The sequence below is a fragment of the Yersinia similis genome, assembly GCF_001053095.1.
Classification (GTDB): domain Bacteria; phylum Pseudomonadota; class Gammaproteobacteria; order Enterobacterales; family Enterobacteriaceae; genus Yersinia; species Yersinia similis.
The window spans coordinates 112,678-136,925 of the sequence record NZ_CGBP01000012.1; the positions used below are offsets into that span (position 1 = coordinate 112,678).

Consider the following 24,248-nt stretch of genomic DNA (forward strand, 5'->3'; position numbering starts at 1 on the left):
GTCGGAGGACAAGCGATGACTATCACTCTTAATAAAACAATAACACGTAAAAGATTTATTGCCGGGGCCGTCTGTCCGCAATGTAATGCCTTGGATACGCTGGCTTTATGGCGTGAGGATCAGGTTGAGGTAGTGGAGTGTGTTCAGTGTGGTCACCATCAACGCCAGACGGATGAACAGGTCAATAAACATGTTCGTCCACATGAGCAAGTGATCGGTATTTTTCCTCCAGAGTAGCGTTATCTTCCGTGATTTTTTATGCTGGTGAGTACAGCGGGGCAGATTTCCGCTACAATCTGTGCCAATTTTTGTTCCAAGGGTAGGAGATATCATGAAAGTAACAAAAGGCTTGGTAGTCAGTCTGGCTTACCAGGTACGTACAGAAGACGGTGTGTTAGTTGATGAGTCTCCGGTGAGCGCGCCGTTGGACTACCTGCACGGACACGGTTCCCTGATCGCTGGTTTAGAAAAAGCGCTCGAAGGCCACGAAGCTGGTGACAGTTTTGATGTGCGTGTTAATGCCGATGAAGGTTACGGCAGCTACGATGAAAATCTGGTGCAGCGTGTACCAAAAGACGTCTTTATGGGTGTTGACGAGCTGGAAGTGGGTATGCGTTTCCTGGCAGATACTGATCAAGGCCCAGTACCGGTTGAGATCACTGCTGTCGAAGACGAGCACGTCGTGGTTGATGGTAACCACATGCTGGCGGGCCAGGATCTAAACTTCCACGTTGAAGTCGTTGCTGTCCGTGAAGCAACAGAAGAAGAGTTGCAGCACGGCCATGTACATGGTGAGCATGATCATCACCATGAGCACGGTGATGGTTGCTGCGGTGGCCACGGCCATGACGAGCATGACGGCCATGACCACGAGCATGACGGCCATGACCACGAGCATGAGCATGAGCATGGTAAAGGTGGTTGCGGTAAAAGTGGTGGCTGTGGCTGTCACTAATATCTGACCAAGTCAGCAAAAAGCCAGCCTTCGTCGCTGGCTTTTTGCTATGTACGCGATCACTCACTTTCAGTGTGGCCGCCAATGATCTCGTCATAACTGTCGCTAGCGGTACTGATATTAAAATTAATCAGCCGCTATTAGAGTTAATCAATGGTGATCAAAACCAATTAATTACTATTAAAACCAATTAATTGCTATTAAAGTTAACTAATTGTTACTGCCAATCAATCATCAATCAATAGTGCGGAGGCGGTGTTTCTTCTGACGGTGATGCCAGCATCGACGATTGGGATTCCCGCAATTTATCGGTCAGTAAACGCAGATGCTCCCGCAGCTTGGTCATCTCCATTTGATGCTCAGTCACAATCAAGTTAAGTTCTTCAATCGTCACTTCCTGAAATGCCAGACGGCTTTCCAGCATTTCTAGCCGTTGTTCAAGCAGGGATTGTTCCATCGTATTTCCTCTCATTACTGCAAACGATGTAGCTATAAATAATATAGCTGCAAACTATACGGTTGGGCCATTTTGTACGGTTGTTGCAGTATATCGCTATAGCTGGGGGCATGATATTACCTGTAAACCACCGTGATTACCCCGCAAGGGTCAAGATATATATAAAAACGAAACTTCTTGTAGTAAAAAAAGTCTTAATATCACTTAATAGCATGAGTATTGAGATTGTTTTGTGTTCACACACACAGTTATAGTACATGTTACTCTTATAATCGTTGCTTGGGGTTAGAGTCCTTAAGCCAATGGAGAAATGGATGAAATCACTGTTTAAAGTAACGTTGCTGGCTACGGCCATGACGCTAACCCTGAATACCTCAACTGTTTTCGCTGCTGAAGCAACTGCACCAGCAGCAACCTCACCAGTAGCAACCAATAGCGCATTTAAAAATAATGATCAGCAATCTGCTTATGCATTAGGTGCGTCTTTAGGTCGCTATATGGATAATTCCCTGAAAGAACAAGAAAAGCTGGGAATTAAGCTGGATAAAGACCAGTTGATCGCAGGTGTGCAAGATGCTTTTGCTAACAAAAGCAAACTGACTGACGAAGAGATCGAAAAAACCCTGCAAAATTTTGAAGCTCGTGTAAAAGCGTCTGCTCAAGCGAAAATGGAGCAAGATGCCAAAGAAAACGCGGATAAAGGCGCTAAGTACCGCGATACCTTTGCTAAAGAAAAAGGCGTGAAGAAAACCGCATCTGGCCTGCTGTACAAGGTAGAAAACGCCGGTACGGGTGATGCACCAAAGGACAGCGATACTGTTGTCGTTAACTACAAAGGTACTTTGGTTGACGGCACTGAGTTTGATAACTCTTACAAACGTGGCGAGCCACTGTCTTTCCGTCTGGATGGCGTTATCCCAGGCTGGACTGAAGGCCTGAAGCAAATCAAAAAAGGTGGCAAAATCACCTTGGTTATCCCGCCAGAACTGGCTTACGGCAAAGCGGACGTCCCCGGAATTCCTGCCAACTCTACTTTGATATTCGATGTAGAACTGCTGGATGTGAAAGCTGCACCTAAAGCCGATGCTCAAGAGCAACAGCCTGCTGTTGGTACAAAAGCTAAGAAGTAATTTCACTTAGTCAGCACGCTCTTCTCATAACCGTTACGATAATTGTCGTGACGGTTTTTTTTTGTGCGCTGGCAATTTACATATCTGCTCGTTGATAACTTGACGGCTTATAGCTTGTGGGCTTAACGTCAATACCACATGTAAACGCAAGGATTTTATACTGGCATGTTTGCTAGACTTAAAATCTAAGATATTGAGTTATTAGTCTGCCAACGATATAGAGACAGGCTTTACGTAGAGGATGGTGTCTTCGATGTCTAATTCGCTTCTCTGTAGCGAAACCAGTGAACTGGATTTACTGGATGAACGTCCGTTCAGTCAGACGGACCATGAAATACTAAAGTCATACGAAGTTGTCGTGGATGGCTTGGCTATGCTTATTGGTGGGCACTGTGAAATTGTTTTGCACTCACTGGAGGATTTAAAAAATTCTGCGGTGAGAATTGCTAACGGTGAACACACGGGCCGGCAGATTGGCTCGCCTATAACGGATTTGGCGCTACGAATGCTCCATGATATGGCTGGTGCTGACAGCAGTGTTTCAAAAGCTTATTTCACGCGGGCGAAAAGTGGTGTGCTGATGAAGTCAGTGACAATCGCTATTCGTAACCGTGATCAACGGGTGATTGGTTTGTTGTGCATCAATATGAATCTGGATGTCCCTTTCTCGCAAATCATTCAGACTTTTATGCCACCAGAAACACAAGAAGTGCCTTCCTCTGTCAACTTTGCTTCATCTGTCGATGATCTGGTTGCGCAAACACTGGAGTTCACTATTGAAGAAGTGAATGCGGATCGCAACGTTTCTAATAACGCCAAGAATCGTCAGGTCGTACTCAATCTTTATGAAAAAGGTATTTTTGATATAAAAGATGCCATAAACCAAGTGGCAGAACGTCTCAATATCTCAAAGCACACGGTATATCTTTACATTCGTCAGTTCAAAAGTGGCGATCTTGTAGGGCATGAGCGTTAATGTCCAGGCTAAAATATTGTCTGTTGGTTACAGGGCCTGCTTATGGTACACAGCAGGCCAGCAGCGCTTATCAGTTTGCTCAGGCGGTTGTTGGGGCAGGGCATCACTTAGTCAGTATCTTTTTCTATCGCGAAGGCGTATTGAATGCCAATCAACTTACTGCACCGGCGAGTGATGAATTTGATCTGGTACGGGCATGGCAACAATTGGCGACTGAACACGCGGTTACGCTGAATGTGTGTGTTGCGGCAGCACTACGTCGTGGTATTACCGATCAACATGAAGCCGAGCAACTCAATCTGGCTGCTGCGAATCTGCAACCCAGTTTTACATTGAGTGGTTTAGGGGCGTTGGCAGAAGCGACGTTGACTTGTGATCGTATGGTGCAATTTTAATGGCAAGAAAACGCATCGCTTTTATTTTTACTCAAGGCCCTCATGGTAGCTCGGCTGGGCGTGAAGGGCTGGATGCTTTGCTGGCCACCTCTGCTCTGAGCGAAGATATCGGTGTGTTCTTTATCTCAGATGGTGTTTTGCAGCTTTTACCGCAGCAACAGCCAGAAAAAATTCTTGCCAGAAACTATATTGCTACTTTCGGTGTCTTACCTCTGTACGATGTCGAAAATTGTTATCTCTGCGAACGCTCATTGCAACAGCGTGGGTTGAGTAAAATGACTGACTGGATCCTTGATGCAACGGTATTATCACCGGCAGATTTACGCCGTGAACTTGCCACTTATGATGTTGTACTGACTTTTTAACGAGGTTTGGGTATCCATAATGCTGTATACCGTCAGTCATTCACCTTATCACTGCGATTTATCTGCGCTGTTGAGATTAGCGACATCTGAGGATGATATTCTGTTGCTGCAAGATGGTGTGATAGCGGCTTTGAAAGATAGTGAAAGTCTTAAGCTGTTGTTAAATAACCCCGCTTCTCTATTTGTATTGGAAGACGATGTTATTGCACGTGGTTTGGCTGGCCAAATTTCAGACAACGCAACACTAATCAGCTATACTCACTTCGTGGATTTGACCCTAAGACATCAGCAGCAACTGGCATGGTAATGCGAGTAATGCTGTATATTTCTTGACACCTTAGATAGTCAGCCATAAAATTCTGCGTCCTCGTTCTCTGCCAGTAGTGCAAACGAGGGGGATTTATCACGTGTTTACGAAGCAAAAAACCAGGAGCTTTTTTAATAATGGCAACGATTAACCAGCTGGTTCGCAAGCCACGCAGCATGAAGGTTGCTAAAAGCAACGTTCCTGCGTTGGAAGCATGCCCGCAGAAACGTGGTGTATGTACCCGCGTATATACAACCACTCCGAAAAAACCTAACTCCGCACTGCGTAAAGTTTGCCGTGTGCGTTTAACTAACGGTTTTGAAGTCACCTCTTACATTGGCGGTGAAGGTCATAACCTACAGGAACACTCCGTGATCCTGATCCGTGGCGGTCGTGTTAAAGACTTGCCAGGTGTGCGTTACCACACCGTTCGCGGCGCGCTTGACTGCTCAGGTGTTAAAGACCGTAAGCAATCACGTTCTAAGTACGGCGTGAAGAAGCCAAAGGCTTAATGGTTCTCCGTTAAGTAAGGCCAAACATTTTCACATTAATGTCAAAATAAACTCTTAGAGTTTTGGACAACCCTGAATTAACAACGGAGTATTTCCATGCCACGTCGTCGTGTAATTGGCCAACGTAAAATTCTACCAGATCCTAAGTTCGGATCTGAATTGTTGGCTAAATTTGTAAATATCCTGATGGTAGATGGTAAAAAATCTACTGCAGAAGCAATTGTCTATACCGCGCTGGAGACCCTGGCTCAGCGTTCTGGTAAAGATTTTCTGGAAGCTTTCGAAGTAGCTCTGGATAACGTGCGCCCGACTGTCGAAGTTAAGTCTCGCCGCGTTGGTGGTTCTACTTATCAGGTGCCAGTTGAAGTTCGTCCGGTTCGTCGTAATGCCTTGGCAATGCGTTGGATCGTTGATGCTGCTCGTAAACGCGGTGATAAATCCATGGCTTTGCGCTTGGCGAATGAACTGTCTGACGCAGCAGAGAACAAAGGTTCTGCTGTTAAGAAACGTGAAGACGTTCACCGTATGGCCGAAGCTAACAAGGCGTTCGCCCACTACCGCTGGTAATATCCCGCAGTAGTCATGCTAACCATGCGGGCGCTTCAAGAAGCCAACCCGCATGGGTTAACCGAATGAACGCCCTAGGAATAGAGGAATCAAATGGCTCGTAAAACACCCATTGAGCGCTATCGTAATATCGGTATCAGCGCTCACATCGACGCCGGTAAGACAACCACTACCGAACGTATCCTGTTTTACACCGGTGTAAATCACAAAATCGGTGAAGTTCATGACGGCGCAGCCACCATGGACTGGATGGAACAGGAGCAGGAGCGTGGTATTACCATTACTTCTGCAGCTACTACCTGCTTCTGGTCTGGTATGGCTAAACAGTTCGAACCACATCACGTCAATATCATTGACACCCCTGGGCACGTTGACTTCACTATCGAAGTAGAGCGTTCCATGCGTGTTCTTGACGGCGCGGTAATGGTTTACTGTGCAGTTGGTGGTGTTCAGCCACAGTCTGAAACCGTATGGCGTCAGGCTAATAAATATAAAGTTCCACGTATTGCGTTCGTTAACAAAATGGACCGTATGGGTGCGAACTTCCTGCGCGTAGTTGGTCAACTGAAATCTCGCCTTGGCGCGAATCCAGTTCCACTGCAGTTGGCAATTGGCGCAGAAGAAAAATTCACCGGTATTATCGATCTGGTGAAAATGAAAGCGATCAACTGGAATGAAGCTGATCAGGGCGTGACCTTCGAATATGAAGAAATCCCTGCTGATATGGCTGAACTGGCTGCTGAATGGCACCAGAATCTGGTTGAATCTGCGGCAGAAGCGTCTGACGAGCTGATGGACAAATACTTGGGCGGCGAAGAGCTGACCGAAGAAGAAATCAAGAAAGCTTTACGTCAACGTGTTCTGAAAAGCGAAATTATTCTTGTTACCTGTGGTTCTGCGTTTAAAAACAAAGGCGTACAGGCAATGCTGGATGCGGTTATTGAGTACCTGCCTGCGCCAACTGACGTTGAATCAATCAACGGCATCTTGGATGATGGTAAAGATACTCCGGCTGTTCGTCATTCTGACGACAAAGAGCCGTTCTCTGCTCTGGCGTTCAAAATCGCTACCGACCCATTCGTGGGCAACCTGACGTTCTTCCGTGTGTACTCTGGTATTGTTAATTCCGGTGATACCGTTCTGAACTCAGTGAAATCGCAACGTGAACGCTTAGGTCGTATCGTACAGATGCACGCTAACAAGCGTGAAGAGATCAAAGAAGTTCACGCCGGTGATATCGCAGCAGCTATCGGTCTGAAAGATGTGACTACGGGTGACACTTTGTGTGATCCGAATAACCCGATCATCTTGGAACGTATGGAGTTCCCAGAGCCGGTAATCTCTGTTGCTGTTGAACCAAAAACCAAAGCTGACCAAGAAAAAATGGGTATGGCTCTGGGGCGTTTGGCGAAAGAAGATCCATCATTCCGCGTTTGGACTGACGAAGAATCTGGTCAGACTATCATCGCTGGTATGGGTGAGTTGCATTTGGATATCCTGGTTGACCGTATGCGCCGCGAATTTAACGTGGAAGCAAACGTCGGTAAACCTCAGGTTGCGTACCGTGAAACTATCCGCGAAACCGTTAAGGATGTGGAAGGTAAGCACGCTAAGCAGTCAGGCGGTCGTGGTCAGTATGGTCATGTTGTTATCGACATGTCTCCATTGCCACCGGGTGGTGTTGGGTATGAGTTCGTCAACGAAATCGTTGGTGGTTCTATTCCTAAAGAATTCATTCCGGCCGTTGATAAAGGAATTCAAGAACAGCTGAAATCTGGCCCTCTGGCAGGTTACCCAGTTGTTGACGTTAAAGTGCGTCTGCACTACGGTTCTTACCATGACGTTGACTCCTCAGAATTGGCATTTAAATTAGCTGGTTCTATCGCCTTTAAAGAAGGTTTCAAACGAGCTAAACCAGTTCTGCTTGAGCCAATCATGAAGGTTGAAGTCGAAACCCCTGAAGATTACATGGGTGACGTAATGGGTGACCTGAACCGTCGTCGCGGTATCATCGAGGGTATGGAAGATACTGCTACCGGTAAAACTGTTCGCGTCAAGGTTCCGTTGTCTGAAATGTTCGGTTATGCTACTGACCTGCGTTCTCAGACTCAGGGCCGTGCTTCTTACTCCATGGAATTCCTGGAGTATGCTGAAGCACCGAGTAACGTCGCTAAAGCCGTTATCGAAGCCCGTGGCAAATAAGCTTTCGGGTTTAAAACAATGATCCAGTGCTCTCTCATTAGTGGGAGAGCACAAGAGTAAGGAATATAGTCGTGTCTAAAGAAAAATTTGAACGTACCAAACCCCATGTAAACGTCGGTACTATCGGCCACGTTGACCATGGTAAAACTACCCTGACTGCAGCAATCACCACCGTTTTGGCTAAAACCTACGGTGGTAGCGCTCGTGCTTTCGATCAAATCGATAACGCACCAGAAGAAAAAGCACGTGGTATCACCATCAACACTTCTCACGTTGAATATGATACTCCTGCTCGTCACTATGCGCACGTTGACTGCCCAGGTCACGCCGACTATGTTAAAAACATGATCACCGGTGCTGCTCAGATGGATGGTGCAATCCTGGTTGTTGCTGCAACTGATGGCCCTATGCCACAGACTCGCGAGCACATCCTGTTAGGTCGTCAGGTTGGCGTTCCTTACATCATCGTATTCATGAACAAATGTGACATGGTTGATGATGAAGAGCTGCTGGAACTGGTAGAAATGGAAGTTCGTGAACTTCTGTCTGCTTACGACTTCCCTGGCGATGATCTGCCAGTTGTTCGTGGTTCAGCGCTGAAAGCACTGGAAGGCGAAGCTGAGTGGGAAGCTAAAATCATCGAACTGGCTGGTTACCTGGATTCTTATATCCCAGAACCAGAACGTGCTATCGACAAGCCGTTCCTGCTGCCAATCGAAGACGTATTCTCTATCTCTGGCCGTGGTACTGTAGTAACTGGCCGTGTAGAACGCGGTATCGTTAAAGTCGGCGAAGAAGTTGAGATCGTCGGCATCAAAGATACTGTTAAATCTACTTGTACTGGCGTTGAAATGTTCCGCAAATTGCTGGACGAAGGCCGTGCTGGTGAGAACGTTGGTGTTCTGTTGCGTGGTATTAAGCGTGAAGACATCGAACGTGGTCAGGTTCTGGCTAAACCAGGTTCTATCAAACCACACACTACCTTTGAATCAGAAGTTTATATTCTGAGCAAAGATGAAGGCGGCCGTCATACACCGTTCTTCAAGGGCTACCGTCCTCAGTTCTACTTCCGTACAACTGACGTAACCGGTACTATCGAATTGCCAGAAGGCGTTGAAATGGTGATGCCAGGTGACAACATCAACATGATTGTTACCCTGATTCACCCAATCGCAATGGACGACGGCTTGCGTTTCGCAATTCGTGAAGGCGGCCGTACTGTAGGCGCTGGTGTTGTTGCTAAAGTAATCGCTTAATTTTTCTGATTAATTATTTATTGATCAAACCAAAGGGTGCTTCGGCACCCTTTTTTATTGATGAAGTGAATAATCTTAATTGAAATAAAACTCATTCTTATTTACACTAAAAAGACTGGTTAAGAAATGAGTCTTTTTATGTACGTTTGTCTATGTAATGCGGTTTCTGACAAAGTCATCCGCAAAGCTGTACGCCAGCATCAACCACATACGGTTAAACAACTGCGACAGCTTGTGCCGATTGGTAGTGACTGTGGGAAGTGCATCCGACAAGCCAGAGAGATCTTGATTGAGGAACTCGCTAATATTCCAGAAATGAATGATGTTGCCTAATAGTTAACTCGGAGAAGTTTTCCGCATACTTTGCCATCTGGTACTACACTTTGAGTACTGGAAGCGGAGGGTATAACTATGAAAGGTGATAAAAAGATAATTTCACATCTGAATAAACTGCTCGGAAACGAGTTAGTTGCCATCAACCAATATTTTCTTCATGCCCGAATGTTTAAAAACTGGGGGCTGATGCGCCTTAATGATAAGGAGTATCACGAATCTATAGACGAAATGAAGCACGCGGATAAATACATCGAACGTATTTTATTTCTCGAAGGTATTCCTAATTTACAAGAGCTTGGTAAATTGAATATCGGAGAAGATGTTGAAGAAATGCTGAAATCTGATTTAGCGCTCGAGTTGTCTGGAGCTACAGATTTACGAGAAGGTATTGCCTATGCTGATTCAATCCATGACTACGTAAGCCGTGATTTATTGAAAGAAATTCTGGTTGATGAAGAAGAGCATATTGATTGGCTCGAAACAGAGCTTAGCTTGATTGACCGTTTAGGTATACAAAGTTACTCACAGGCCCAGCTAGCAAAAAGCTAGGTCTTCAACATCACGCGTTTGCTCAACAAACAATAGCGTTTTTGTTCAGTGATAACATTTTTTAGTGATAAAGAGTGAGTATAGCGATGCGCTCACTCTTCTTTCTCCGCCTTTCCCATCTGCTCAGTCACCTTATTTCCCTTTAATTAAATTATCTGGCAAATTCTTGCATAGATTTTCAACACTAGCTTGCTTCCTGCTGGTATTTACGTATAATGCGCGGGCCTACCTAATCTTGGTGGGTCAGATTGAAACTAATCTGTCAGTTACAGCCTGGTGTTGTCACTGAACAATACTCCCGATATGGGGGTTATATGTTGAACGATTACACTCCCCCATCAATCGAAATGGGTGCGAGGAGTGATCATTTACGTTTATAAATAATTGGAGCTCTGGTCTCATGCAGAACCAAAGAATCCGTATCCGCCTGAAAGCGTTTGATCATCGTTTGATCGATCAATCAACTGCGGAAATCGTCGAGACTGCCAAGCGCACTGGTGCGCAGGTTCGTGGTCCGATCCCGCTGCCAACTCGCAAAGAGCGCTTTACCGTTCTGATTTCTCCGCACGTCAATAAAGATGCGCGCGATCAGTACGAAATTCGCACTCACAAGCGTCTGGTTGACATCGTTGAGCCAACCGAGAAAACCGTTGATGCTCTGATGCGTCTGGATCTGGCTGCCGGTGTAGACGTGCAGATCAGCCTGGGTTAATCAGGTCATTGAGCGATTGAGAGGTTGAAACAATGATTGGTTTAGTCGGTAAAAAAGTGGGCATGACTCGTATCTTCACTGAAGATGGCGTTTCAATCCCAGTAACTGTTATCGAAATTGAAGCGAACCGCGTAACTCAGGTCAAAAGCCTGGAGAACGATGGATACCGTGCTGTGCAAGTGACTACCGGTGCTAAAAAAGCTAACCGCGTTACTAAACCAGAAGCGGGTCATTTCGCTAAAGCTGGCGTAGAAGCTGGCCGTGGTCTGTGGGAATTCCGCCTTCCAGAAGGTCAAGAGTTTACTGCTGGTCAAGAAATTAGCGTCGAAATTTTTGCAGACGTTAAGAAAGTCGACGTTACAGGTACGTCTAAAGGTAAAGGTTTTGCCGGTACTGTTAAGCGCTGGAATTTCCGCACTCAAGATGCTACCCACGGTAACTCCTTGTCTCACCGTGTTCCGGGTTCTATCGGTCAAAACCAGACTCCGGGCAAAGTGTTTAAAGGCAAGAAAATGGCAGGCCATATGGGTGATGAACGTGTAACTGTTCAGAGCCTGGATGTAGTACGTGTTGACGCTGAGCGCAACCTACTGCTGGTCAAGGGCGCTGTTCCGGGAGCTACCGGTGGCAACCTGATCGTAAAACCGGCTGTCAAGGCGTAACGTCGAGGAGATAGGAATGGAATTGGTAATGAAAGACGCGCCAGGCGCGCTGACTGTTTCCGAAACTACCTTCGGGCGTGATTTCAATGAAGCGCTTGTACATCAGGTTGTTGTTGCTTACGCAGCAGGTGCCCGTCAAGGTACTCGTGCTCAGAAGACCCGTGCTGAAGTAACAGGTTCCGGTAAAAAACCGTGGCGCCAGAAAGGTACCGGCCGTGCGCGTGCAGGTTCTGTAAAGAGCCCGATCTGGCGTTCAGGTGGTGTGACCTTTGCTGCAAAGCCTCAGGACCACAGTCAAAAAGTAAATAAAAAGATGTACCGCGGCGCGCTGAAAAGCATTCTGTCCGAATTGGTACGTCAAGATCGTCTGATCATTGTCGAAAAGTTCTCTGTTGAAGCACCTAAAACTAAGTTGCTGGCGCAGAAACTGAAAGATATGGCTCTGGAAGATGTGCTGATCGTAACGGGTGAACTGGACGAGAACTTATTCTTGGCCGCTCGCAACCTGTATAAGGTTGATGTTCGCGATGTAGCCGGTATTGATCCAGTTAGCCTGATCGCCTTCGACAAAGTGGTTATGACTGCTGATGCTGTGAAGCAAGTTGAGGAGATGCTGGCATGATTCGTGAAGAACGTCTGCTGAAAGTACTGCGCTCGCCGCATGTATCTGAAAAAGCGTCCGCTGCGATGGAAAAGAATAACACCATCGTTCTCAAAGTTGCCAAAGACGCGACCAAAGCAGAAATTAAAGCTGCAGTGCAGAAACTGTTTGAAGTCGAAGTCGAAGACGTTAACACCTTGCTGGTTAAAGGCAAGAGTAAGCGTCACGGTCAGCGTGTTGGTCGTCGTAGCGACTGGAAAAAAGCTTACGTCACCCTGAAAGAAGGCCAGAATCTGGACTTCATCGGCGGCGCAGAGTAAGTCGGAGGAGTAAACAATGGCAATTGTTAAATGTAAACCTACGTCTCCGGGTCGTCGCCACGTTGTTAAAGTGGTTAACCCTGAGCTGCACAAGGGTAAGCCTTATGCCCCGTTGCTTGAGAAATTAAGCAAAAGCGGTGGCCGTAACAACAATGGCCGTATCACTACCCGTCATATCGGTGGTGGCCACAAGCAACATTATCGTCTGGTTGACTTCAAACGCAACAAAGATGGTATCCCTGCTGTGGTTGAGCGTCTGGAGTACGATCCGAACCGTTCTGCAAATATTGCGCTGGTTCTGTACAAAGACGGCGAACGCCGTTATATCCTGGCGCCGAAAGGCCTGAAGGCTGGTGACCAGATTCAATCTGGCGTTGATGCTGCAATTAAAGCAGGTAACACCCTGCCTATGCGTAACATCCCAGTTGGTTCAACGGTTCATAACGTAGAAATGAAACCAGGTAAAGGCGGCCAGTTGGCTCGTTCTGCTGGTGCATACGTTCAGATCGTTGCTCGTGACGGTTCCTACGTTACTCTGCGTCTGCGCTCCGGAGAAATGCGCAAGGTTCAAGCTGATTGCCGCGCCACCTTAGGTGAAGTTGGTAATGCTGAACACATGCTGCGTGTTCTGGGTAAAGCAGGTGCTAGTCGTTGGCGTGGTATTCGTCCTACCGTTCGCGGTACGGCGATGAACCCAGTAGATCACCCGCACGGTGGTGGTGAAGGTCGTAACTTTGGTAAGCACCCGGTAACTCCGTGGGGCGTTCAGACCAAAGGTAAGAAGACCCGTAGCAACAAGCGTACTGATAAGTTCATCGTACGTCGCCGTAGTAAAAAATAATTAGAGGATAAGCCATGCCACGTTCTCTCAAGAAAGGTCCCTTCATTGACCTGCACTTGCTGAAGAAGGTAGAGAAAGCGGTGGAAAGCGGAGACAAGAAGCCTATTCGGACTTGGTCCCGTCGTTCAACGGTCTTTCCAAATATGATCGGTTTGACCATCGCTGTCCATAATGGTCGTCAGCACGTTCCAGTATTCGTTTCCGATGAAATGGTCGGTCACAAACTGGGTGAATTCGCGCCGACCCGTACTTATCGCGGCCATGCGGCCGATAAAAAGGCTAAAAAGCGCTAAGGTAGGAGGAAGAGATGGAAACTATCGCTAAACATCGCCACGCTCGTTCTTCTGCTCAGAAGGTTCGCTTGGTAGCGGACCTGATTCGCGGTAAGAAAGTGTCGCAAGCTCTGGAAACTCTAACCTACACCAACAAGAAAGCTGCTGGTTTGGTTAAGAAGGTACTAGAGTCTGCCATTGCTAACGCAGAACACAACGATGGCGCTGACATCGATGATCTGAAAGTCACGAAGATCTTCGTAGACGAAGGCCCTAGCATGAAGCGCATTATGCCGCGTGCAAAAGGTCGTGCAGATCGCATCCTGAAGCGCACCAGCCACATTACTGTGGTTGTGTCCGATCGCTGAGACTCTGGAGACTAGCAATGGGTCAGAAAGTACATCCTAATGGTATTCGACTAGGTATTGTCAAAGCTTGGAACTCTACCTGGTACGCAAATACCAAAGAATTCGCTGACAACCTGGACAGCGACTTTAAAGTTCGCCAATTCCTGACTAAGGAATTAGCGAAAGCTTCCGTTTCTCGCATCGTTATCGAGCGTCCAGCGAAGAGCATCCGTGTGACTATTCACACAGCTCGCCCTGGCATCGTTATCGGCAAGAAAGGTGAAGATGTCGAAAAACTGCGTAAGGTCGTAGCGGATATCGCTGGCGTTCCTGCACAGATTAACATCGCCGAAGTCCGTAAACCGGAACTGGACGCAAAATTGGTTGCTGACAGCATCACTTCACAGCTGGAACGTCGTGTTATGTTCCGTCGTGCTATGAAGCGTGCTGTACAGAACGCAATGCGTCTTGGCGCTAAAGGTATCAAAGTTGAAGTAAGCGGCCGTCTTGGCGGTGCTGAAATCGCGCGTACCGAATGGTACCGTGAAGGTCGTGTTCCGTTGCATACACTGCGTGCGGATATCGATTACAACACATCTGAAGCGCACACCACTTATGGTGTAATCGGCGTTAAGGTATGGATCTTCAAAGGTGAGATCTTGGGTGGTATGGCTGCTGTTGAACAACCGGAACCGGCTGCTCAACCTAAAAAGCAGCAGCGTAAAGGCCGCAAGTAAGGAGAATCGCTGATGTTACAACCAAAGCGTACAAAATTCCGTAAGATGCACAAAGGCCGTAACCGTGGCCTTGCGCAAGGTACGGATGTTAGCTTCGGTGAGTTCGGCCTGAAAGCTTGTGGCCGTTGCCGCCTGACGGCTCGTCAAATCGAAGCAGCCCGTCGTGCGATGACACGTGCAATTAAGCGTCAAGGTAAGGTCTGGATCCGTGTATTCCCGGACAAACCGATCACTGAGAAGCCGCTCGAAGTGCGTATGGGTAAAGGTAAGGGTAACGTGGAGTATTGGGTTGCCCTGATCCAGCCAGGAAAAGTATTGTTTGAAATGGCTGGTGTTCCTGAAGAAACTGCACGTGAAGCATTTAAGCTTGCTGCAGCGAAACTGCCTGTCGGAACCACCTTTGTAACTAAGACGGTGATGTAATGAAAGCACAAGAGCTGCGTGAAAAAAGCGTTGAAGAGCTGAACACTGAGCTGCTCAACCTGCTGCGTGAGCAATTTAATTTGCGCATGCAGGCGGCTAGTGGCCAGCTGCAACAAACTCACCTGTTGAAACAAGTGCGTCGTAATGTCGCGCGTGTTAAGACTTTACTGACTGAGAAGGCGGGTGCGTAATGACTGACCAAATCCGTACTCTGCAAGGTCGCGTAGTTAGTGACAAAATGGAGAAATCCATGGTTGTTGCTATCGAACGTGTGGTGAAGCACCCTATTTACGGGAAATTCATCCGTCGTACGACGAAGTTGCATGTACATGACGAGAACAATGAATGTGGTATCGGTGACGTGGTAGAAATCCGCGAATGCCGTCCACTGTCAAAGACTAAGTCTTGGACGCTTGTTCGCGTTGTAGAGAAAGCGATTCTGTAATAGAGTAGCCAACTCGAACATAATAAGCGGCTCTGAAAATGGGCCGCTTATTTTTTCTACCCACTTTTTCCTATCAAAGGATGTGGAACCGGTGTTATAATGCCGCGCCCTCATTAGTGGGGCTTTTAAACGACCTATTCTGGGTCCTAAAGTAGTAGTTGACATTAGCGGAGCACTAACATGATCCAAGAACAGACTATGCTGAACGTGGCCGACAACTCCGGTGCACGTCGCGTAATGTGTATCAAGGTTCTAGGTGGCTCGCACCGTCGCTACGCAGGCATCGGCGACATCATCAAGATCACCATCAAGGAAGCAATTCCTCGTGGCAAGGTGAAGAAAGGCGATGTTCTGAAGGCGGTAGTGGTGCGCACCAAGAAGGGTGTACGTCGCCCGGACGGTTCTGTCATTCGCTTCGATGGTAACGCTTGTGTTATTTTAAATAATAACAGCGAGCAGCCAATCGGCACGCGTATTTTTGGGCCGGTAACTCGTGAACTGCGTAATGAGAAGTTCATGAAAATTATCTCTCTGGCACCAGAAGTACTCTAAGGAGCGAACCATGGCAGCGAAAATCCGTCGTGATGACGAAGTTATCGTGCTAACCGGGAAAGACAAAGGTAAGCGCGGTAAAGTAAAGAATGTCCTGTCTGCTGGCAAGGTCATTGTTGAAGGTATCAACCTGGTTAAGAAACACCAGAAGCCAGTTCCGGCTCTGAACCAACCAGGTGGCATTGTTGAAAAAGAAGCTGCAATTCAAGTTTCCAACCTTGCGCTGTTCAACGCGACAACCGGTAAGGCTGACCGTGTAGGCTTTAGATTTGAAGACGGCAAAAAAGTTCGTTTCTTCAAATCGACTAGCGAAACTATCAAGTAATTTGGAGTAATACGATGGCGAAACTGCATGATTACTACAAAGACGAGGTGGTCAAACAACTGATGTCTCAGTTTGGCTACGACTCTGTCATGCAAGTCCCTCGGGTCGAGAAGATCACCCTGAATATGGGTGTTGGTGAAGCGATCGCTGACAAGAAACTGCTGGATAATGCAGCAGCTGACTTGGCAGCAATCTCCGGTCAAAAGCCGTTTATCACCAAAGCACGCAAATCTGTTGCAGGCTTCAAAATCCGTCAGGGCTATCCGATCGGCTGTAAAGTAACCCTGCGTGGCGAACGCATGTGGGAATTCTTTGAGCGACTGATTACCATTGCTGTACCTCGTATCCGTGACTTCCGTGGCTTGTCCGCTAAGTCATTCGATGGTCGTGGTAACTACAGCATGGGAGTGCGCGAGCAGATCATCTTCCCGGAAATCGACTATGATAAAGTCGATCGTGTACGTGGTTTGGATATTACCATTACCACTACTGCGAAATCCGATGATGAAGGCCGTGCATTGTTGGCTGCTTTTAAATTCCCATTCCGCAAGTAAGGTAGGGTTACTGATGGCTAAGCAATCAATGAAAGCACGCGAAGTTGTTCGCGTGAAACTAGCTAACAAATACCGCGCTAAACGCGAGGAATTAAAAGCTATTATCTCTGGTGTGAACTCATCCGACGAAGATCGTTGGGATGCTGTTCTGAAGCTGCAGTCTCTGCCGCGTGATTCCAGCCCGTCCCGTCAGCGTAACCGCTGCAACCAAACTGGTCGTCCGCATGGTTTCCTGCGGAAGTTCGGGTTGAGCCGTATTAAAGTCCGTGAAACCGCTATGCGCGGTGAAATCCCGGGCCTTAAGAAGGCTAGCTGGTAATTGTCACCAATTGAATCACGGGAGTAAAGACAGATGAGCATGCAAGATCCGATCGCGGATATGCTGACCCGTATCCGTAACGGTCAAGCCGCAAACAAAGTTGCGGTCACCATGCCCTCCTCCAAGCTGAAAGTGGCAATTGCCAACGTTCTGAAGGAAGAAGGCTTTATTGAAGATTTTAAAATCGAAGGCGACACCAAGCCTGTTCTGGAATTAGCACTTAAATACTTCCAGGGTAAGGCAGTGGTAGAAAGCATTCAACGTATCAGCCGTCCAGGTCTGCGCATCTATAAGAAAAAAGATGAGCTACCAAAAGTTATGGCCGGTTTGGGTATCGCTGTTATTTCTACCTCTAAAGGTGTTATGACCGATCGTGCAGCTCGCCAAGCTGGTCTTGGTGGCGAGATTATCTGCTACGTAGCTTAATTCGGGAGGAAAGAATGTCTCGTGTTGCAAAAGCACCCGTCGTCATTCCTGCCGGCGTAGAGGTAAAACTCAACGGTCAGGTTATTTCGATTAAGGGTAAGAACGGCGAGCTGACTCGTACCGTCCATAGTGCTGTTGAAGTTAAGCAAGAAGAAAATACATTGACTTTCGCTCCACGCGAAGGCGCTGTAGACGGTTGGGCCCAAGCGGGTACCACTCGTGCACTACTTAACTCAATGGTCATTGGTGTTACCGAAGGCTTCACTAAGAAGCTTCAACTGGTAGGCGTAGGCTACCGTGCCGCAGTTAAAGGCAACGTGGTGAATTTAGCCTTAGGCTTCTCTCACCCAGTTGACCATGAATTGCCGGCTGGCATCACTGCCGAGTGCCCGACCCAAACTGAAATCGTGCTGAAAGGTGCTGATAAGCAGGTGATTGGTCAGGTTGCAGCAGATTTGCGTGCCTACCGTCGTCCTGAGCCTTATAAAGGCAAGGGTGTCCGTTACGCCGACGAAGTCGTGCGTACCAAAGAGGCTAAGAAGAAGTAAGGTAACACTATGGATAAGAAAGCAGCTCGTATCCGTCGTGCGACCCGCGCACGCCGCAAGCTCAAAGAACTGGGTGCGACTCGCCTGGTGGTACATCGTACCCCACGCCATATTTACGCGCAGGTTATCGCACCAAACGGTTCTGAAATTTTGGTAGCAGCTTCTACTGTAGAAAAAGCTATCAATGAGCAATTGAAGTACGCCGGCAACAAAGATGCCGCAGCAGCTGTAGGCAAAACTATTGCTGAGCGCGCGTTGGAAAAAGGGATCACTAAAGTATCCTTTGACCGTTCCGGTTTCCAATATCATGGTCGAGTCCAGGCACTGGCAGATGCTGCCCGTGAAGCTGGCCTTCAGTTCTAAGGTAGAGGTGTAAGATGTCTCACATCGAAAAACAAGCTGGCGAACTGCAGGAAAAGCTGATCGCGGTAAACCGCGTATCTAAAACCGTAAAAGGTGGCCGTATTTTCAGCTTTACCGCACTGACAGTAGTTGGTGATGGTAACGGTCGCGTTGGTTTTGGCTACGGCAAAGCACGCGAAGTTCCGGCAGCGATCCAAAAAGCGATGGAAAAAGCCCGTCGCGCTATGATTAACGTTGCTTTGAATAGCGGCACTCTGCAGCACCCAGTTAAAGGTGCTCACACGGGTTCTCGTGTATTCATGCAACCAGCTTCTGAAGGTACCGGTATTATCGCCGGTGGTGCAATGCGCGCCGTTTTAGAAGTTGCAGGGGTTCATAACGTATTAGCTAAAGCTTATGGTTCTACTAACCCGATTAACGTGGTTCGTGCAACTATTGCAGCTCTGGAAGATATGAAATCCCCAGAAATGGTCGCTGCCAAGCGTGGTAAGTCCGTCGAAGAAATTCTAGGGAAATAACCATGGCAAAGACTATTAAAGTAACTCAAACAAAAAGCAGTATCGGTCGTTTGCCGAAACATAAGGCAACTCTGATCGGTTTAGGTCTGCGTCGTATTGGTCATACTGTAGAGCGTGAGGATACTCCTGCTGTGCGTGGTATGGTCAACTTGGTTTCCTACATGGTTAAAGTTGAGGAGTAACAGATGCGTTTAAATACTCTGTCTCCGGCTGAAGGTGCCAAGCATGCGCCGAAGCGTGTAGGTCGTGGTATCGGTTCTGGCCTGGGTAAAACCGCTGGTCGTGGTCACAAAGGTCAGAACTCACGTTCTGGTGGTGGCGTACGTCGTGGTTTTGAAGGTGGTCAGATGCCTTTATATCGTCGTTTGCCGAAATTCGGCTTCACCTCTCGCAAAGCTATGATCACGGCAGAAGTTCGTCTGTCTGAACTCGCTTTAGTGGAAGGCGACGTAATCGACCTGAACACGCTGAAAGCCGCTAACGTTGTTGGTATCCAGATGGAGTTCGTGAAAGTTATACTTTCAGGCGAAGTCAATCGTGCGGTAACTCTTCGTGGTCTGCGAGTCACCAAAGGCGCTCGTGCTGCTATCGAAGCTGCTGGCGGTAAAATTGAGGAATAAGTAGCAGATGGCTAAGCAACCAGGATTAGATTTTCAAAGTGCTAAAGGCGGATTAGGCGAGCTGAAGCGCAGACTTTTGTTTGTTATCGGTGCGCTTATTGTTTTCCGTATCGGCTCTTTTATTCCGATTCCTGGTATCGATGCCACTGTGCTTGCCAAATTGCTTGAGCAGCAGAGAGGCACCATCATTGAAATGTTTAACATGTTTTCTGGTGGTGCTCTCAGTCGTGCTTCTATCTTTGCCTTGGGTATCATGCCGTATATTTCGGCATCAATTATTATCCAACTGTTAACGGTGGTACATCCAGCGTTAGCAGAAATAAAGAAAGAAGGGGAGGCTGGCCGTCGTAAGATTAGCCAGTATACCCGTTATGGCACGTTGGTATTGGCTATATTCCAATCGATCGGTATTGCTACCGGTCTTCCGAATATGCCTGGGATGCAAGGTCTGGTAATCAATCCAGGCTTTGCTTTCTATTTTACCGCTGTTGTTAGCTTAGTCACAGGGACTATGTTCCTGATGTGGCTGGGTGAACAGATTACTGAGCGCGGTATCGGAAACGGTATTTCAATCATAATCTTTGCTGGTATTGTTGCGGGACTTCCTCCTGCAATCGCCCATACCATCGAGCAAGCTCGGCAAGGCGACCTGCACTTCCTCCTGTTGCTGTTGGTTGCAGTATTAGTGTTTGCAGTAACCTTCTTCGTTGTTTTCATTGAACGTGGTCAACGTCGTATTGTCGTTAACTATGCAAAACGTCAACAAGGTCGTCGTGTTTATGCAGCACAGAGCACACACTTACCGTTGAAAGTGAATATGGCTGGGGTTATCCCTGCAATCTTCGCTTCCAGCATAATTCTGTTTCCTGCCACGATTGCATCATGGTTTGGGGGCGGAACAGGTTGGAACTGGCTGACGACTATTTCGATGTATTTGCAGCCGGGACAGCCGCTTTATGTGTTACTCTATGCGTCTGCAATCATCTTCTTCTGTTTCTTCTACACGGCGTTAGTGTTCAACCCGCGTGAAACAGCAGATAACCTGAAGAAGTCCGGTGCATTCGTGCCAGGAATTCGTCCGGGAGAGCAAACGGCGAAGTACATCGATAAAGTAATGACACGTCTAACCTTAATTGGTGCGATGTATATTACTTTCATCTGCCTGATCCCGGAGTTCATGCGTGACGCGATGAAAGTACCATTTTACTTTGGTGGTACCTCCCTACTTATCGTAGTGGTGGTCATCATGGACTTTATGGCTCAAGTGCAAACTCTAATGATGTCTAGTCAGTACGAGTCTGCATTGAAGAAAGCAAACCTGAAAGGCTATAACCGCTAATCAGGGATGTTTGAGAAGTTACGGAGAGTAAAAATGAAAGTTCGTGCTTCCGTCAAGAAATTATGTCGTAACTGCAAAATTGTTAAGCGTAACGGTGTCGTTCGCGTGATTTGTAGTGCCGAACCAAAGCATAAACAGCGTCAAGGCTGATTTATCTTGCATATTTTTCTTGCAAAGTTGGGTTGAGCTGGCTAGATTAGCCAGCCAATCTTTTGTATGTGACTGCAATGCTATTTGAGTATCCTGAAAACGGGCTTTTCAGAATGGTATTGCTGTATAAAATAGTAGGAGTGCATAGTGGCCCGTATAGCAGGCATTAACATTCCTGATCAGAAACATACCGTTATCGCTTTAACTGCGATCTTCGGCATCGGTAAAACCCGCTCACAGGCTATCTGTGTTGCTGCGGGTATTGCTGAACATGTTAAGATCAGTGAGCTGTCTGAAGAGCAAATCGAGAAGCTGCGTGACGAAGTTGCCAAGTACGTTGTAGAAGGTGATCTGCGTCGTGAGGTGACCCTGAGCATCAAGCGTCTGATGGACCTTGGGACTTATCGTGGTTTGCGTCATCGTCGTGGTCTACCAGTTCGCGGTCAGCGTACTAAGACCAACGCACGTACCCGTAAGGGTCCGCGTAAACCGATCAAGAAATAATCGGGGTGATTGAATAATGGCAAAGGCACCTATTCGTGCACGCAAGCGTGTAAGAAAGACAGTCTCTGACGGTGTGGCTCATATCCATGCTTCTTTCAACAACACCATCGTTACCATTACTGATCGTCAGGGTAACGCATTGGGTTGGGCAACAGCAGGTGGTTCCGGTTTCCGTGGTTCTCGTAAGTCTACTCCGTTTGCAGCGCAAGTTGCAGCAGAGCGCTGCGCTGAAGCAGTGAAAGAATACGGTATCAAGAATCTGGAAGTTATGGTTAAAGGACCTGGTCCGGGCCGTGAGTCTACTATCCGTGCGTTAAACGCGGCTGGTTTTCGCATCACTAATATTACTGATGTGACTCCGATCCCTCATAACGGTTGTCGTCCGCCGAAAAAGCGCCGCGTATAACGCTGCTTTTAGGTTTGTTGGAGAGAGAAAATGGCAAGATATTTGGGTCCTAAGCTCAAGCTGAGCCGTCGTGAGGGCACAGACCTGTTTCTTAAGTCTGGTGTTCGCGCGATTGACACCAAGTGTAAGATTGAACAACCACCTGGCCAGCACGGTGCGCGCAAACCGCGTCTGTCTGACTACGGTGTGCAGTTACGTGAGAAACAAAAAGTTCGCCGTATCTATGGTGTTCTAGAACGTCAATTCCGTAACTACTATAAAGAAGCAGCACGTCTGAAAGGCAATACTGGTGCAAACCTGTTGCAATTGCTTGAAGGTCGTCTGGACAATGTAGTTTACCGTATGGGCTTTGGCGCAACTCGTGCTGAATCACGTCAGCTGGTTAGTCATAAAGCTATCATGGTAAATGGGCGCGTTGTTAACATCGCTTCTTATCAGGTATCTCCGAATGACGTAGTCAGCATCCGTGAGAAAGCTAAAAAGCAGTCTCGTGTTAAGGCAGCTTTGGAGCTGGCTGAACAGCGTGAAAAGCCGACTTGGCTGGAAGTTGATGCTGTCAAGATGGAAGGTGTGTTCAAACGTATTCCTGAACGTACTGATCTGTCTGCGGACATTAACGAACACCTGATCGTCGAGCTTTACTCCAAGTAAAGCTTAGTACCAAAGAGAGGACACAATGCAGGGTTCTGTGACAGAGTTTCTAAAACCGCGCCTGGTAGATATCGAGCAAGTCAGTTCGACGCACGCCAAGGTGACCCTTGAGCCGTTAGAGCGTGGCTTTGGCCATACTCTCGGCAACGCACTGCGCCGTATTCTGCTTTCATCTATGCCGGGTTGCGCGGTGACCGAGGTTGAGATTGATGGTGTACTACATGAGTACAGCACCAAAGAAGGCGTACAGGAAGATATCCTGGAGATCCTGCTCAACCTGAAAGGGCTGGCGGTGAGAGTTCAGGGCAAAGATGAAGTTATTCTTACCCTGAATAAATCTGGCATTGGCCCTGTGACTGCAGCCGATATCACCCATGATGGAGATGTCGAAATCGTCAAGCCGCAGCACGTTATCTGCCACCTGACCGATGAAAACGCATCTATTAATATGCGTATCAAAGTTCAGCGTGGTCGTGGTTATGTGCCGGCTTCTGCCCGAATTCATTCGGAAGAAGATGAGCGCCCGATTGGTCGTCTGTTAGTAGACGCATGCTATAGCCCTGTAGAGCGAATTGCCTACAATGTTGAAGCAGCGCGTGTAGAACAGCGTACCGACCTGGACAAGTTGGTTATCGAGATGGAAACCAATGGTACGATCGATCCTGAAGAGGCGATCCGCCGTGCGGCAACTATCTTGGCTGAACAGCTTGAAGCTTTCGTTGACCTACGTGATGTACGTCAGCCGGAAGTTAAAGAAGAGAAGCCAGAGTTCGATCCGATCCTGCTGCGCCCTGTTGACGATCTGGAATTGACTGTCCGCTCTGCTAACTGCCTTAAGGCAGAAGCTATCCACTACATCGGTGATCTGGTACAGCGTACCGAGGTTGAGTTGCTGAAAACGCCGAACCTGGGTAAAAAATCTCTTACTGAGATTAAAGACGTGCTCGCTTCACGTGGTCTTTCTTTAGGCATGCGCCTAGAAAATTGGCCACCAGCTAGCATTGCTGACGAGTAACCGGATCACAGGTTAAGGTTTTACTGAGAAGGATAAGGTCATGCGCCATCGTAAGAGTGGTCGTCAACTGAACCGTAACAGCAGCCATCGCCAGGCTATGTTCCGTAACATGGCCGGCTCTTTGGTTCGTCATGAGATAATCAAGACGACCCTGCCGAAAGCGAAAGAGCTGCGTCGCGTTGTTGAGCCGCTGATTACTCTTGCCAAGACCGACAGCGTAGCTAATCGTCGTCTGGCATTCGCCCGTACTCGTGATAACGAGATCGTGGCAAAACTGTTTAACGAGCTAGGCCCGCGTTTCGCGAGCCGCGCCGGTGGTTACACTCGCATTCTTAAGTGTGGCTTCCGTGCAGGCGACAACGCACCGATGGCTTACATCGAGTTAGTTGATCGTGCTGCATCGCAAGCAGAAGTAGTTGCTGCAGAGTAATCTGTAAACGCGTAAAAAAACCGGGCTTGCCCGGTTTTTTTACGCCCATCATATACAACTTCGATTATCCTACCGTTTACTAATACTTTCCTCTTATGATCACCGTGTCGATCCATTATCCTTAACTAACTACACTGTAGTGGATCAGTAATACCGGACAC

42 protein-coding genes are annotated in these 24,248 nt (G+C 47.7%); 41 read left to right on the forward strand and 1 reads right to left on the reverse strand.

Annotation, left to right across the window (positions count from 1 at the left end):
* The first annotated feature begins 15 nt into the window (after positions 1-15).
* Together AC971_RS11035 and slyD are read left to right on the forward strand one after the other, a co-directional pair.
* Entirely contained in the window at positions 16-237 is a 222-nt protein-coding gene (locus AC971_RS11035) for a YheV family putative zinc ribbon protein (RefSeq protein WP_025381739.1), read from the forward strand.
* 94 nt (positions 238-331) lie between these two features.
* A complete protein-coding gene (gene slyD, locus AC971_RS11040) occupies positions 332-955 on the forward strand; it encodes a peptidylprolyl isomerase (protein ID WP_025381738.1) in 624 nt (207 codons plus the stop codon).
* Between the two features lie 238 nt (positions 956-1,193).
* On the opposite strand, the gene AC971_RS11045 is transcribed toward slyD, so the two are convergent.
* Positions 1,194-1,412: a protein SlyX gene (locus tag AC971_RS11045; RefSeq protein WP_002212317.1), complete on the reverse strand. Its 219-nt coding sequence runs from the start codon at positions 1,410-1,412 to the stop codon at positions 1,194-1,196.
* A gap of 314 nt (positions 1,413-1,726) precedes the next feature.
* Here AC971_RS11045 and fkpA point away from each other — a divergent pair, with 314 nt between their 5' ends.
* From fkpA to rplQ, 39 genes are all read left to right on the forward strand, one after another.
* Complete coding sequence (gene fkpA, locus AC971_RS11050) at positions 1,727-2,542, forward strand: FKBP-type peptidyl-prolyl cis-trans isomerase (protein ID WP_025381737.1); 816 nt, start codon at positions 1,727-1,729, stop codon at positions 2,540-2,542.
* Positions 2,543-2,795: 253 nt separating this feature from the next.
* Positions 2,796-3,518: a helix-turn-helix transcriptional regulator gene (locus AC971_RS11055; protein ID WP_002212319.1), complete on the forward strand. Its 723-nt coding sequence runs from the start codon at positions 2,796-2,798 to the stop codon at positions 3,516-3,518.
* Positions 3,518-3,913 carry a sulfurtransferase complex subunit TusD gene (gene tusD, locus AC971_RS11060; RefSeq protein WP_025381736.1) on the forward strand — a complete coding sequence of 132 codons (396 nt, stop codon included), beginning with the start codon at positions 3,518-3,520 and terminating at the stop codon, positions 3,911-3,913. The genes AC971_RS11055 and tusD overlap by 1 nt, the downstream gene beginning before the upstream one ends.
* On the forward strand, positions 3,913-4,278 hold the full coding sequence (gene tusC, locus AC971_RS11065) for a sulfurtransferase complex subunit TusC (protein WP_025381735.1): 366 nt from the start codon (positions 3,913-3,915) through the stop codon (positions 4,276-4,278). The genes tusD and tusC overlap by 1 nt, the downstream gene beginning before the upstream one ends.
* A 19-nt stretch (positions 4,279-4,297) precedes the next feature.
* Positions 4,298-4,585, forward strand: a complete 288-nt coding sequence (gene tusB, locus AC971_RS11070) for a sulfurtransferase complex subunit TusB (protein WP_025381734.1) — start codon at positions 4,298-4,300, stop codon at positions 4,583-4,585.
* 137 nt (positions 4,586-4,722) lie between these two features.
* Complete coding sequence (rpsL, locus tag AC971_RS11075) at positions 4,723-5,097, forward strand: 30S ribosomal protein S12 (protein WP_002212323.1); 375 nt, start codon at positions 4,723-4,725, stop codon at positions 5,095-5,097.
* A 96-nt stretch (positions 5,098-5,193) separates the two neighbouring features.
* Positions 5,194-5,664 (forward strand): 30S ribosomal protein S7, encoded by a 471-nt coding sequence (gene rpsG, locus AC971_RS11080; RefSeq protein WP_002212324.1) that lies wholly within the window; start codon positions 5,194-5,196, stop codon positions 5,662-5,664.
* A 93-nt stretch (positions 5,665-5,757) separates the two neighbouring features.
* The gene (gene fusA / locus AC971_RS11085) at positions 5,758-7,866 is read left to right on the forward strand and encodes an elongation factor G (RefSeq protein WP_002212325.1); all 2,109 of its coding nucleotides are present in this window, start codon (positions 5,758-5,760) and stop codon (positions 7,864-7,866) included.
* A gap of 71 nt (positions 7,867-7,937) precedes the next feature.
* Complete coding sequence (gene tuf, locus AC971_RS11090) at positions 7,938-9,122, forward strand: elongation factor Tu (protein WP_002212326.1); 1,185 nt, start codon at positions 7,938-7,940, stop codon at positions 9,120-9,122.
* 138 nt (positions 9,123-9,260) lie between these two features.
* Entirely contained in the window at positions 9,261-9,455 is a 195-nt protein-coding gene (gene bfd / locus AC971_RS11095) for a bacterioferritin-associated ferredoxin (RefSeq protein WP_002228136.1), read from the forward strand.
* Between the two features lie 78 nt (positions 9,456-9,533).
* Positions 9,534-10,007, forward strand: a complete 474-nt coding sequence (gene bfr / locus AC971_RS11100; RefSeq protein ID WP_025381733.1) for a bacterioferritin — start codon at positions 9,534-9,536, stop codon at positions 10,005-10,007.
* A gap of 400 nt (positions 10,008-10,407) precedes the next feature.
* A complete protein-coding gene (rpsJ, locus tag AC971_RS11105) occupies positions 10,408-10,719 on the forward strand; it encodes a 30S ribosomal protein S10 (RefSeq protein ID WP_001181005.1) in 312 nt (103 codons plus the stop codon).
* Between the two features lie 32 nt (positions 10,720-10,751).
* Positions 10,752-11,381: a 50S ribosomal protein L3 gene (rplC, locus tag AC971_RS11110; protein ID WP_002218932.1), complete on the forward strand. Its 630-nt coding sequence runs from the start codon at positions 10,752-10,754 to the stop codon at positions 11,379-11,381.
* Positions 11,382-11,397: 16 nt separating this feature from the next.
* On the forward strand, positions 11,398-12,003 hold the full coding sequence (rplD, locus tag AC971_RS11115; RefSeq protein ID WP_002218934.1) for a 50S ribosomal protein L4: 606 nt from the start codon (positions 11,398-11,400) through the stop codon (positions 12,001-12,003).
* A complete protein-coding gene (rplW, locus tag AC971_RS11120; RefSeq protein ID WP_002213423.1) occupies positions 12,000-12,302 on the forward strand; it encodes a 50S ribosomal protein L23 in 303 nt (100 codons plus the stop codon). The genes rplD and rplW overlap by 4 nt, the downstream gene beginning before the upstream one ends.
* A gap of 16 nt (positions 12,303-12,318) precedes the next feature.
* Positions 12,319-13,143 (forward strand): 50S ribosomal protein L2, encoded by an 825-nt coding sequence (gene rplB / locus AC971_RS11125; protein WP_002213425.1) that lies wholly within the window; start codon positions 12,319-12,321, stop codon positions 13,141-13,143.
* A gap of 14 nt (positions 13,144-13,157) precedes the next feature.
* Entirely contained in the window at positions 13,158-13,436 is a 279-nt protein-coding gene (rpsS, locus tag AC971_RS11130; protein WP_002213430.1) for a 30S ribosomal protein S19, read from the forward strand.
* Between the two features lie 14 nt (positions 13,437-13,450).
* Complete coding sequence (gene rplV / locus AC971_RS11135; RefSeq protein ID WP_002223844.1) at positions 13,451-13,783, forward strand: 50S ribosomal protein L22; 333 nt, start codon at positions 13,451-13,453, stop codon at positions 13,781-13,783.
* 17 nt (positions 13,784-13,800) lie between these two features.
* Positions 13,801-14,499 (forward strand): 30S ribosomal protein S3, encoded by a 699-nt coding sequence (gene rpsC, locus AC971_RS11140; RefSeq protein ID WP_002221644.1) that lies wholly within the window; start codon positions 13,801-13,803, stop codon positions 14,497-14,499.
* A gap of 12 nt (positions 14,500-14,511) precedes the next feature.
* Complete coding sequence (rplP, locus tag AC971_RS11145) at positions 14,512-14,922, forward strand: 50S ribosomal protein L16 (protein ID WP_002218940.1); 411 nt, start codon at positions 14,512-14,514, stop codon at positions 14,920-14,922.
* The gene (gene rpmC / locus AC971_RS11150; protein ID WP_002218942.1) at positions 14,922-15,113 is read left to right on the forward strand and encodes a 50S ribosomal protein L29; all 192 of its coding nucleotides are present in this window, start codon (positions 14,922-14,924) and stop codon (positions 15,111-15,113) included. The genes rplP and rpmC overlap by 1 nt, the downstream gene beginning before the upstream one ends.
* Positions 15,113-15,367 (forward strand): 30S ribosomal protein S17, encoded by a 255-nt coding sequence (gene rpsQ / locus AC971_RS11155; protein WP_002228135.1) that lies wholly within the window; start codon positions 15,113-15,115, stop codon positions 15,365-15,367. Before rpmC ends, rpsQ begins: the two co-directional genes overlap by 1 nt.
* 180 nt (positions 15,368-15,547) lie before the next feature.
* Positions 15,548-15,919 carry a 50S ribosomal protein L14 gene (rplN, locus tag AC971_RS11160; RefSeq protein WP_002213325.1) on the forward strand — a complete coding sequence of 124 codons (372 nt, stop codon included), beginning with the start codon at positions 15,548-15,550 and terminating at the stop codon, positions 15,917-15,919.
* 10 nt (positions 15,920-15,929) lie between these two features.
* Positions 15,930-16,244 carry a 50S ribosomal protein L24 gene (rplX, locus tag AC971_RS11165; protein ID WP_025381732.1) on the forward strand — a complete coding sequence of 105 codons (315 nt, stop codon included), beginning with the start codon at positions 15,930-15,932 and terminating at the stop codon, positions 16,242-16,244.
* A gap of 14 nt (positions 16,245-16,258) precedes the next feature.
* Positions 16,259-16,798: a 50S ribosomal protein L5 gene (gene rplE, locus AC971_RS11170; protein WP_002213329.1), complete on the forward strand. Its 540-nt coding sequence runs from the start codon at positions 16,259-16,261 to the stop codon at positions 16,796-16,798.
* 13 nt (positions 16,799-16,811) lie between these two features.
* On the forward strand, positions 16,812-17,117 hold the full coding sequence (gene rpsN, locus AC971_RS11175) for a 30S ribosomal protein S14 (protein ID WP_002213330.1): 306 nt from the start codon (positions 16,812-16,814) through the stop codon (positions 17,115-17,117).
* Between the two features lie 33 nt (positions 17,118-17,150).
* Positions 17,151-17,543, forward strand: coding sequence for a 30S ribosomal protein S8 (rpsH, locus tag AC971_RS11180; protein WP_002213332.1), 393 nt, complete (start codon positions 17,151-17,153; stop codon positions 17,541-17,543).
* 14 nt (positions 17,544-17,557) lie between these two features.
* Complete coding sequence (gene rplF / locus AC971_RS11185) at positions 17,558-18,091, forward strand: 50S ribosomal protein L6 (protein ID WP_002213334.1); 534 nt, start codon at positions 17,558-17,560, stop codon at positions 18,089-18,091.
* A 9-nt stretch (positions 18,092-18,100) separates the two neighbouring features.
* Positions 18,101-18,454 (forward strand): 50S ribosomal protein L18, encoded by a 354-nt coding sequence (gene rplR, locus AC971_RS11190; RefSeq protein WP_002213336.1) that lies wholly within the window; start codon positions 18,101-18,103, stop codon positions 18,452-18,454.
* Positions 18,455-18,468: 14 nt separating this feature from the next.
* Entirely contained in the window at positions 18,469-18,972 is a 504-nt protein-coding gene (gene rpsE, locus AC971_RS11195; RefSeq protein WP_025381731.1) for a 30S ribosomal protein S5, read from the forward strand.
* Positions 18,973-18,974: 2 nt separating this feature from the next.
* Positions 18,975-19,154, forward strand: coding sequence for a 50S ribosomal protein L30 (gene rpmD / locus AC971_RS11200; protein ID WP_002213339.1), 180 nt, complete (start codon positions 18,975-18,977; stop codon positions 19,152-19,154).
* Positions 19,155-19,157: 3 nt separating this feature from the next.
* Positions 19,158-19,592 carry a 50S ribosomal protein L15 gene (gene rplO, locus AC971_RS11205; RefSeq protein WP_002213341.1) on the forward strand — a complete coding sequence of 145 codons (435 nt, stop codon included), beginning with the start codon at positions 19,158-19,160 and terminating at the stop codon, positions 19,590-19,592.
* A gap of 7 nt (positions 19,593-19,599) precedes the next feature.
* The gene (gene secY, locus AC971_RS11210; RefSeq protein WP_002213344.1) at positions 19,600-20,931 is read left to right on the forward strand and encodes a preprotein translocase subunit SecY; all 1,332 of its coding nucleotides are present in this window, start codon (positions 19,600-19,602) and stop codon (positions 20,929-20,931) included.
* A 33-nt stretch (positions 20,932-20,964) separates the two neighbouring features.
* A complete protein-coding gene (gene rpmJ, locus AC971_RS11215; protein ID WP_002227352.1) occupies positions 20,965-21,081 on the forward strand; it encodes a 50S ribosomal protein L36 in 117 nt (38 codons plus the stop codon).
* A 147-nt stretch (positions 21,082-21,228) separates the two neighbouring features.
* Positions 21,229-21,585 carry a 30S ribosomal protein S13 gene (gene rpsM / locus AC971_RS11220; RefSeq protein WP_002213346.1) on the forward strand — a complete coding sequence of 119 codons (357 nt, stop codon included), beginning with the start codon at positions 21,229-21,231 and terminating at the stop codon, positions 21,583-21,585.
* Between the two features lie 16 nt (positions 21,586-21,601).
* Positions 21,602-21,991 (forward strand): 30S ribosomal protein S11, encoded by a 390-nt coding sequence (rpsK, locus tag AC971_RS11225; RefSeq protein ID WP_002218948.1) that lies wholly within the window; start codon positions 21,602-21,604, stop codon positions 21,989-21,991.
* 30 nt (positions 21,992-22,021) lie between these two features.
* Positions 22,022-22,642, forward strand: a complete 621-nt coding sequence (gene rpsD, locus AC971_RS11230) for a 30S ribosomal protein S4 (RefSeq protein ID WP_002218949.1) — start codon at positions 22,022-22,024, stop codon at positions 22,640-22,642.
* 25 nt (positions 22,643-22,667) lie between these two features.
* Positions 22,668-23,657 (forward strand): DNA-directed RNA polymerase subunit alpha, encoded by a 990-nt coding sequence (locus AC971_RS11235; protein WP_002209013.1) that lies wholly within the window; start codon positions 22,668-22,670, stop codon positions 23,655-23,657.
* A 40-nt stretch (positions 23,658-23,697) separates the two neighbouring features.
* On the forward strand, positions 23,698-24,087 hold the full coding sequence (gene rplQ / locus AC971_RS11240; RefSeq protein WP_004391407.1) for a 50S ribosomal protein L17: 390 nt from the start codon (positions 23,698-23,700) through the stop codon (positions 24,085-24,087).
* Positions 24,088-24,248 lie beyond the last annotated feature (161 nt).

What these genes read in the sequence shown, in the direction of transcription:
- AC971_RS11035 (WP_025381739.1), top strand. Translation starts at nt 16, where the DNA reads ATGACTATCACTCTTAATAAAACAATAACACGTAAAAGATTTATTGCC.
- slyD (WP_025381738.1), top strand. Translation starts at nt 332, where the DNA reads ATGAAAGTAACAAAAGGCTTGGTAGTCAGTCTGGCTTACCAGGTACGT.
- AC971_RS11045 (WP_002212317.1), bottom strand. Translation starts at nt 1,412, where the DNA reads ATGGAACAATCCCTGCTTGAACAACGGCTAGAAATGCTGGAAAGCCGT.
- fkpA (WP_025381737.1), top strand. Translation starts at nt 1,727, where the DNA reads ATGAAATCACTGTTTAAAGTAACGTTGCTGGCTACGGCCATGACGCTA.
- AC971_RS11055 (WP_002212319.1), top strand. Translation starts at nt 2,796, where the DNA reads ATGTCTAATTCGCTTCTCTGTAGCGAAACCAGTGAACTGGATTTACTG.
- tusD (WP_025381736.1), top strand. Translation starts at nt 3,518, where the DNA reads ATGTCCAGGCTAAAATATTGTCTGTTGGTTACAGGGCCTGCTTATGGT.
- tusC (WP_025381735.1), top strand. Translation starts at nt 3,913, where the DNA reads ATGGCAAGAAAACGCATCGCTTTTATTTTTACTCAAGGCCCTCATGGT.
- tusB (WP_025381734.1), top strand. Translation starts at nt 4,298, where the DNA reads ATGCTGTATACCGTCAGTCATTCACCTTATCACTGCGATTTATCTGCG.
- rpsL (WP_002212323.1), top strand. Translation starts at nt 4,723, where the DNA reads ATGGCAACGATTAACCAGCTGGTTCGCAAGCCACGCAGCATGAAGGTT.
- rpsG (WP_002212324.1), top strand. Translation starts at nt 5,194, where the DNA reads ATGCCACGTCGTCGTGTAATTGGCCAACGTAAAATTCTACCAGATCCT.
- fusA (WP_002212325.1), top strand. Translation starts at nt 5,758, where the DNA reads ATGGCTCGTAAAACACCCATTGAGCGCTATCGTAATATCGGTATCAGC.
- bfd (WP_002228136.1), top strand. Translation starts at nt 9,261, where the DNA reads ATGTACGTTTGTCTATGTAATGCGGTTTCTGACAAAGTCATCCGCAAA.
- bfr (WP_025381733.1), top strand. Translation starts at nt 9,534, where the DNA reads ATGAAAGGTGATAAAAAGATAATTTCACATCTGAATAAACTGCTCGGA.
- rpsJ (WP_001181005.1), top strand. Translation starts at nt 10,408, where the DNA reads ATGCAGAACCAAAGAATCCGTATCCGCCTGAAAGCGTTTGATCATCGT.
- rplC (WP_002218932.1), top strand. Translation starts at nt 10,752, where the DNA reads ATGATTGGTTTAGTCGGTAAAAAAGTGGGCATGACTCGTATCTTCACT.
- rplD (WP_002218934.1), top strand. Translation starts at nt 11,398, where the DNA reads ATGGAATTGGTAATGAAAGACGCGCCAGGCGCGCTGACTGTTTCCGAA.
- rplW (WP_002213423.1), top strand. Translation starts at nt 12,000, where the DNA reads ATGATTCGTGAAGAACGTCTGCTGAAAGTACTGCGCTCGCCGCATGTA.
- rplB (WP_002213425.1), top strand. Translation starts at nt 12,319, where the DNA reads ATGGCAATTGTTAAATGTAAACCTACGTCTCCGGGTCGTCGCCACGTT.
- rpsS (WP_002213430.1), top strand. Translation starts at nt 13,158, where the DNA reads ATGCCACGTTCTCTCAAGAAAGGTCCCTTCATTGACCTGCACTTGCTG.
- rplV (WP_002223844.1), top strand. Translation starts at nt 13,451, where the DNA reads ATGGAAACTATCGCTAAACATCGCCACGCTCGTTCTTCTGCTCAGAAG.
- rpsC (WP_002221644.1), top strand. Translation starts at nt 13,801, where the DNA reads ATGGGTCAGAAAGTACATCCTAATGGTATTCGACTAGGTATTGTCAAA.
- rplP (WP_002218940.1), top strand. Translation starts at nt 14,512, where the DNA reads ATGTTACAACCAAAGCGTACAAAATTCCGTAAGATGCACAAAGGCCGT.
- rpmC (WP_002218942.1), top strand. Translation starts at nt 14,922, where the DNA reads ATGAAAGCACAAGAGCTGCGTGAAAAAAGCGTTGAAGAGCTGAACACT.
- rpsQ (WP_002228135.1), top strand. Translation starts at nt 15,113, where the DNA reads ATGACTGACCAAATCCGTACTCTGCAAGGTCGCGTAGTTAGTGACAAA.
- rplN (WP_002213325.1), top strand. Translation starts at nt 15,548, where the DNA reads ATGATCCAAGAACAGACTATGCTGAACGTGGCCGACAACTCCGGTGCA.
- rplX (WP_025381732.1), top strand. Translation starts at nt 15,930, where the DNA reads ATGGCAGCGAAAATCCGTCGTGATGACGAAGTTATCGTGCTAACCGGG.
- rplE (WP_002213329.1), top strand. Translation starts at nt 16,259, where the DNA reads ATGGCGAAACTGCATGATTACTACAAAGACGAGGTGGTCAAACAACTG.
- rpsN (WP_002213330.1), top strand. Translation starts at nt 16,812, where the DNA reads ATGGCTAAGCAATCAATGAAAGCACGCGAAGTTGTTCGCGTGAAACTA.
- rpsH (WP_002213332.1), top strand. Translation starts at nt 17,151, where the DNA reads ATGAGCATGCAAGATCCGATCGCGGATATGCTGACCCGTATCCGTAAC.
- rplF (WP_002213334.1), top strand. Translation starts at nt 17,558, where the DNA reads ATGTCTCGTGTTGCAAAAGCACCCGTCGTCATTCCTGCCGGCGTAGAG.
- rplR (WP_002213336.1), top strand. Translation starts at nt 18,101, where the DNA reads ATGGATAAGAAAGCAGCTCGTATCCGTCGTGCGACCCGCGCACGCCGC.
- rpsE (WP_025381731.1), top strand. Translation starts at nt 18,469, where the DNA reads ATGTCTCACATCGAAAAACAAGCTGGCGAACTGCAGGAAAAGCTGATC.
- rpmD (WP_002213339.1), top strand. Translation starts at nt 18,975, where the DNA reads ATGGCAAAGACTATTAAAGTAACTCAAACAAAAAGCAGTATCGGTCGT.
- rplO (WP_002213341.1), top strand. Translation starts at nt 19,158, where the DNA reads ATGCGTTTAAATACTCTGTCTCCGGCTGAAGGTGCCAAGCATGCGCCG.
- secY (WP_002213344.1), top strand. Translation starts at nt 19,600, where the DNA reads ATGGCTAAGCAACCAGGATTAGATTTTCAAAGTGCTAAAGGCGGATTA.
- rpmJ (WP_002227352.1), top strand. Translation starts at nt 20,965, where the DNA reads ATGAAAGTTCGTGCTTCCGTCAAGAAATTATGTCGTAACTGCAAAATT.
- rpsK (WP_002218948.1), top strand. Translation starts at nt 21,602, where the DNA reads ATGGCAAAGGCACCTATTCGTGCACGCAAGCGTGTAAGAAAGACAGTC.
- rpsD (WP_002218949.1), top strand. Translation starts at nt 22,022, where the DNA reads ATGGCAAGATATTTGGGTCCTAAGCTCAAGCTGAGCCGTCGTGAGGGC.
- AC971_RS11235 (WP_002209013.1), top strand. Translation starts at nt 22,668, where the DNA reads ATGCAGGGTTCTGTGACAGAGTTTCTAAAACCGCGCCTGGTAGATATC.
- rplQ (WP_004391407.1), top strand. Translation starts at nt 23,698, where the DNA reads ATGCGCCATCGTAAGAGTGGTCGTCAACTGAACCGTAACAGCAGCCAT.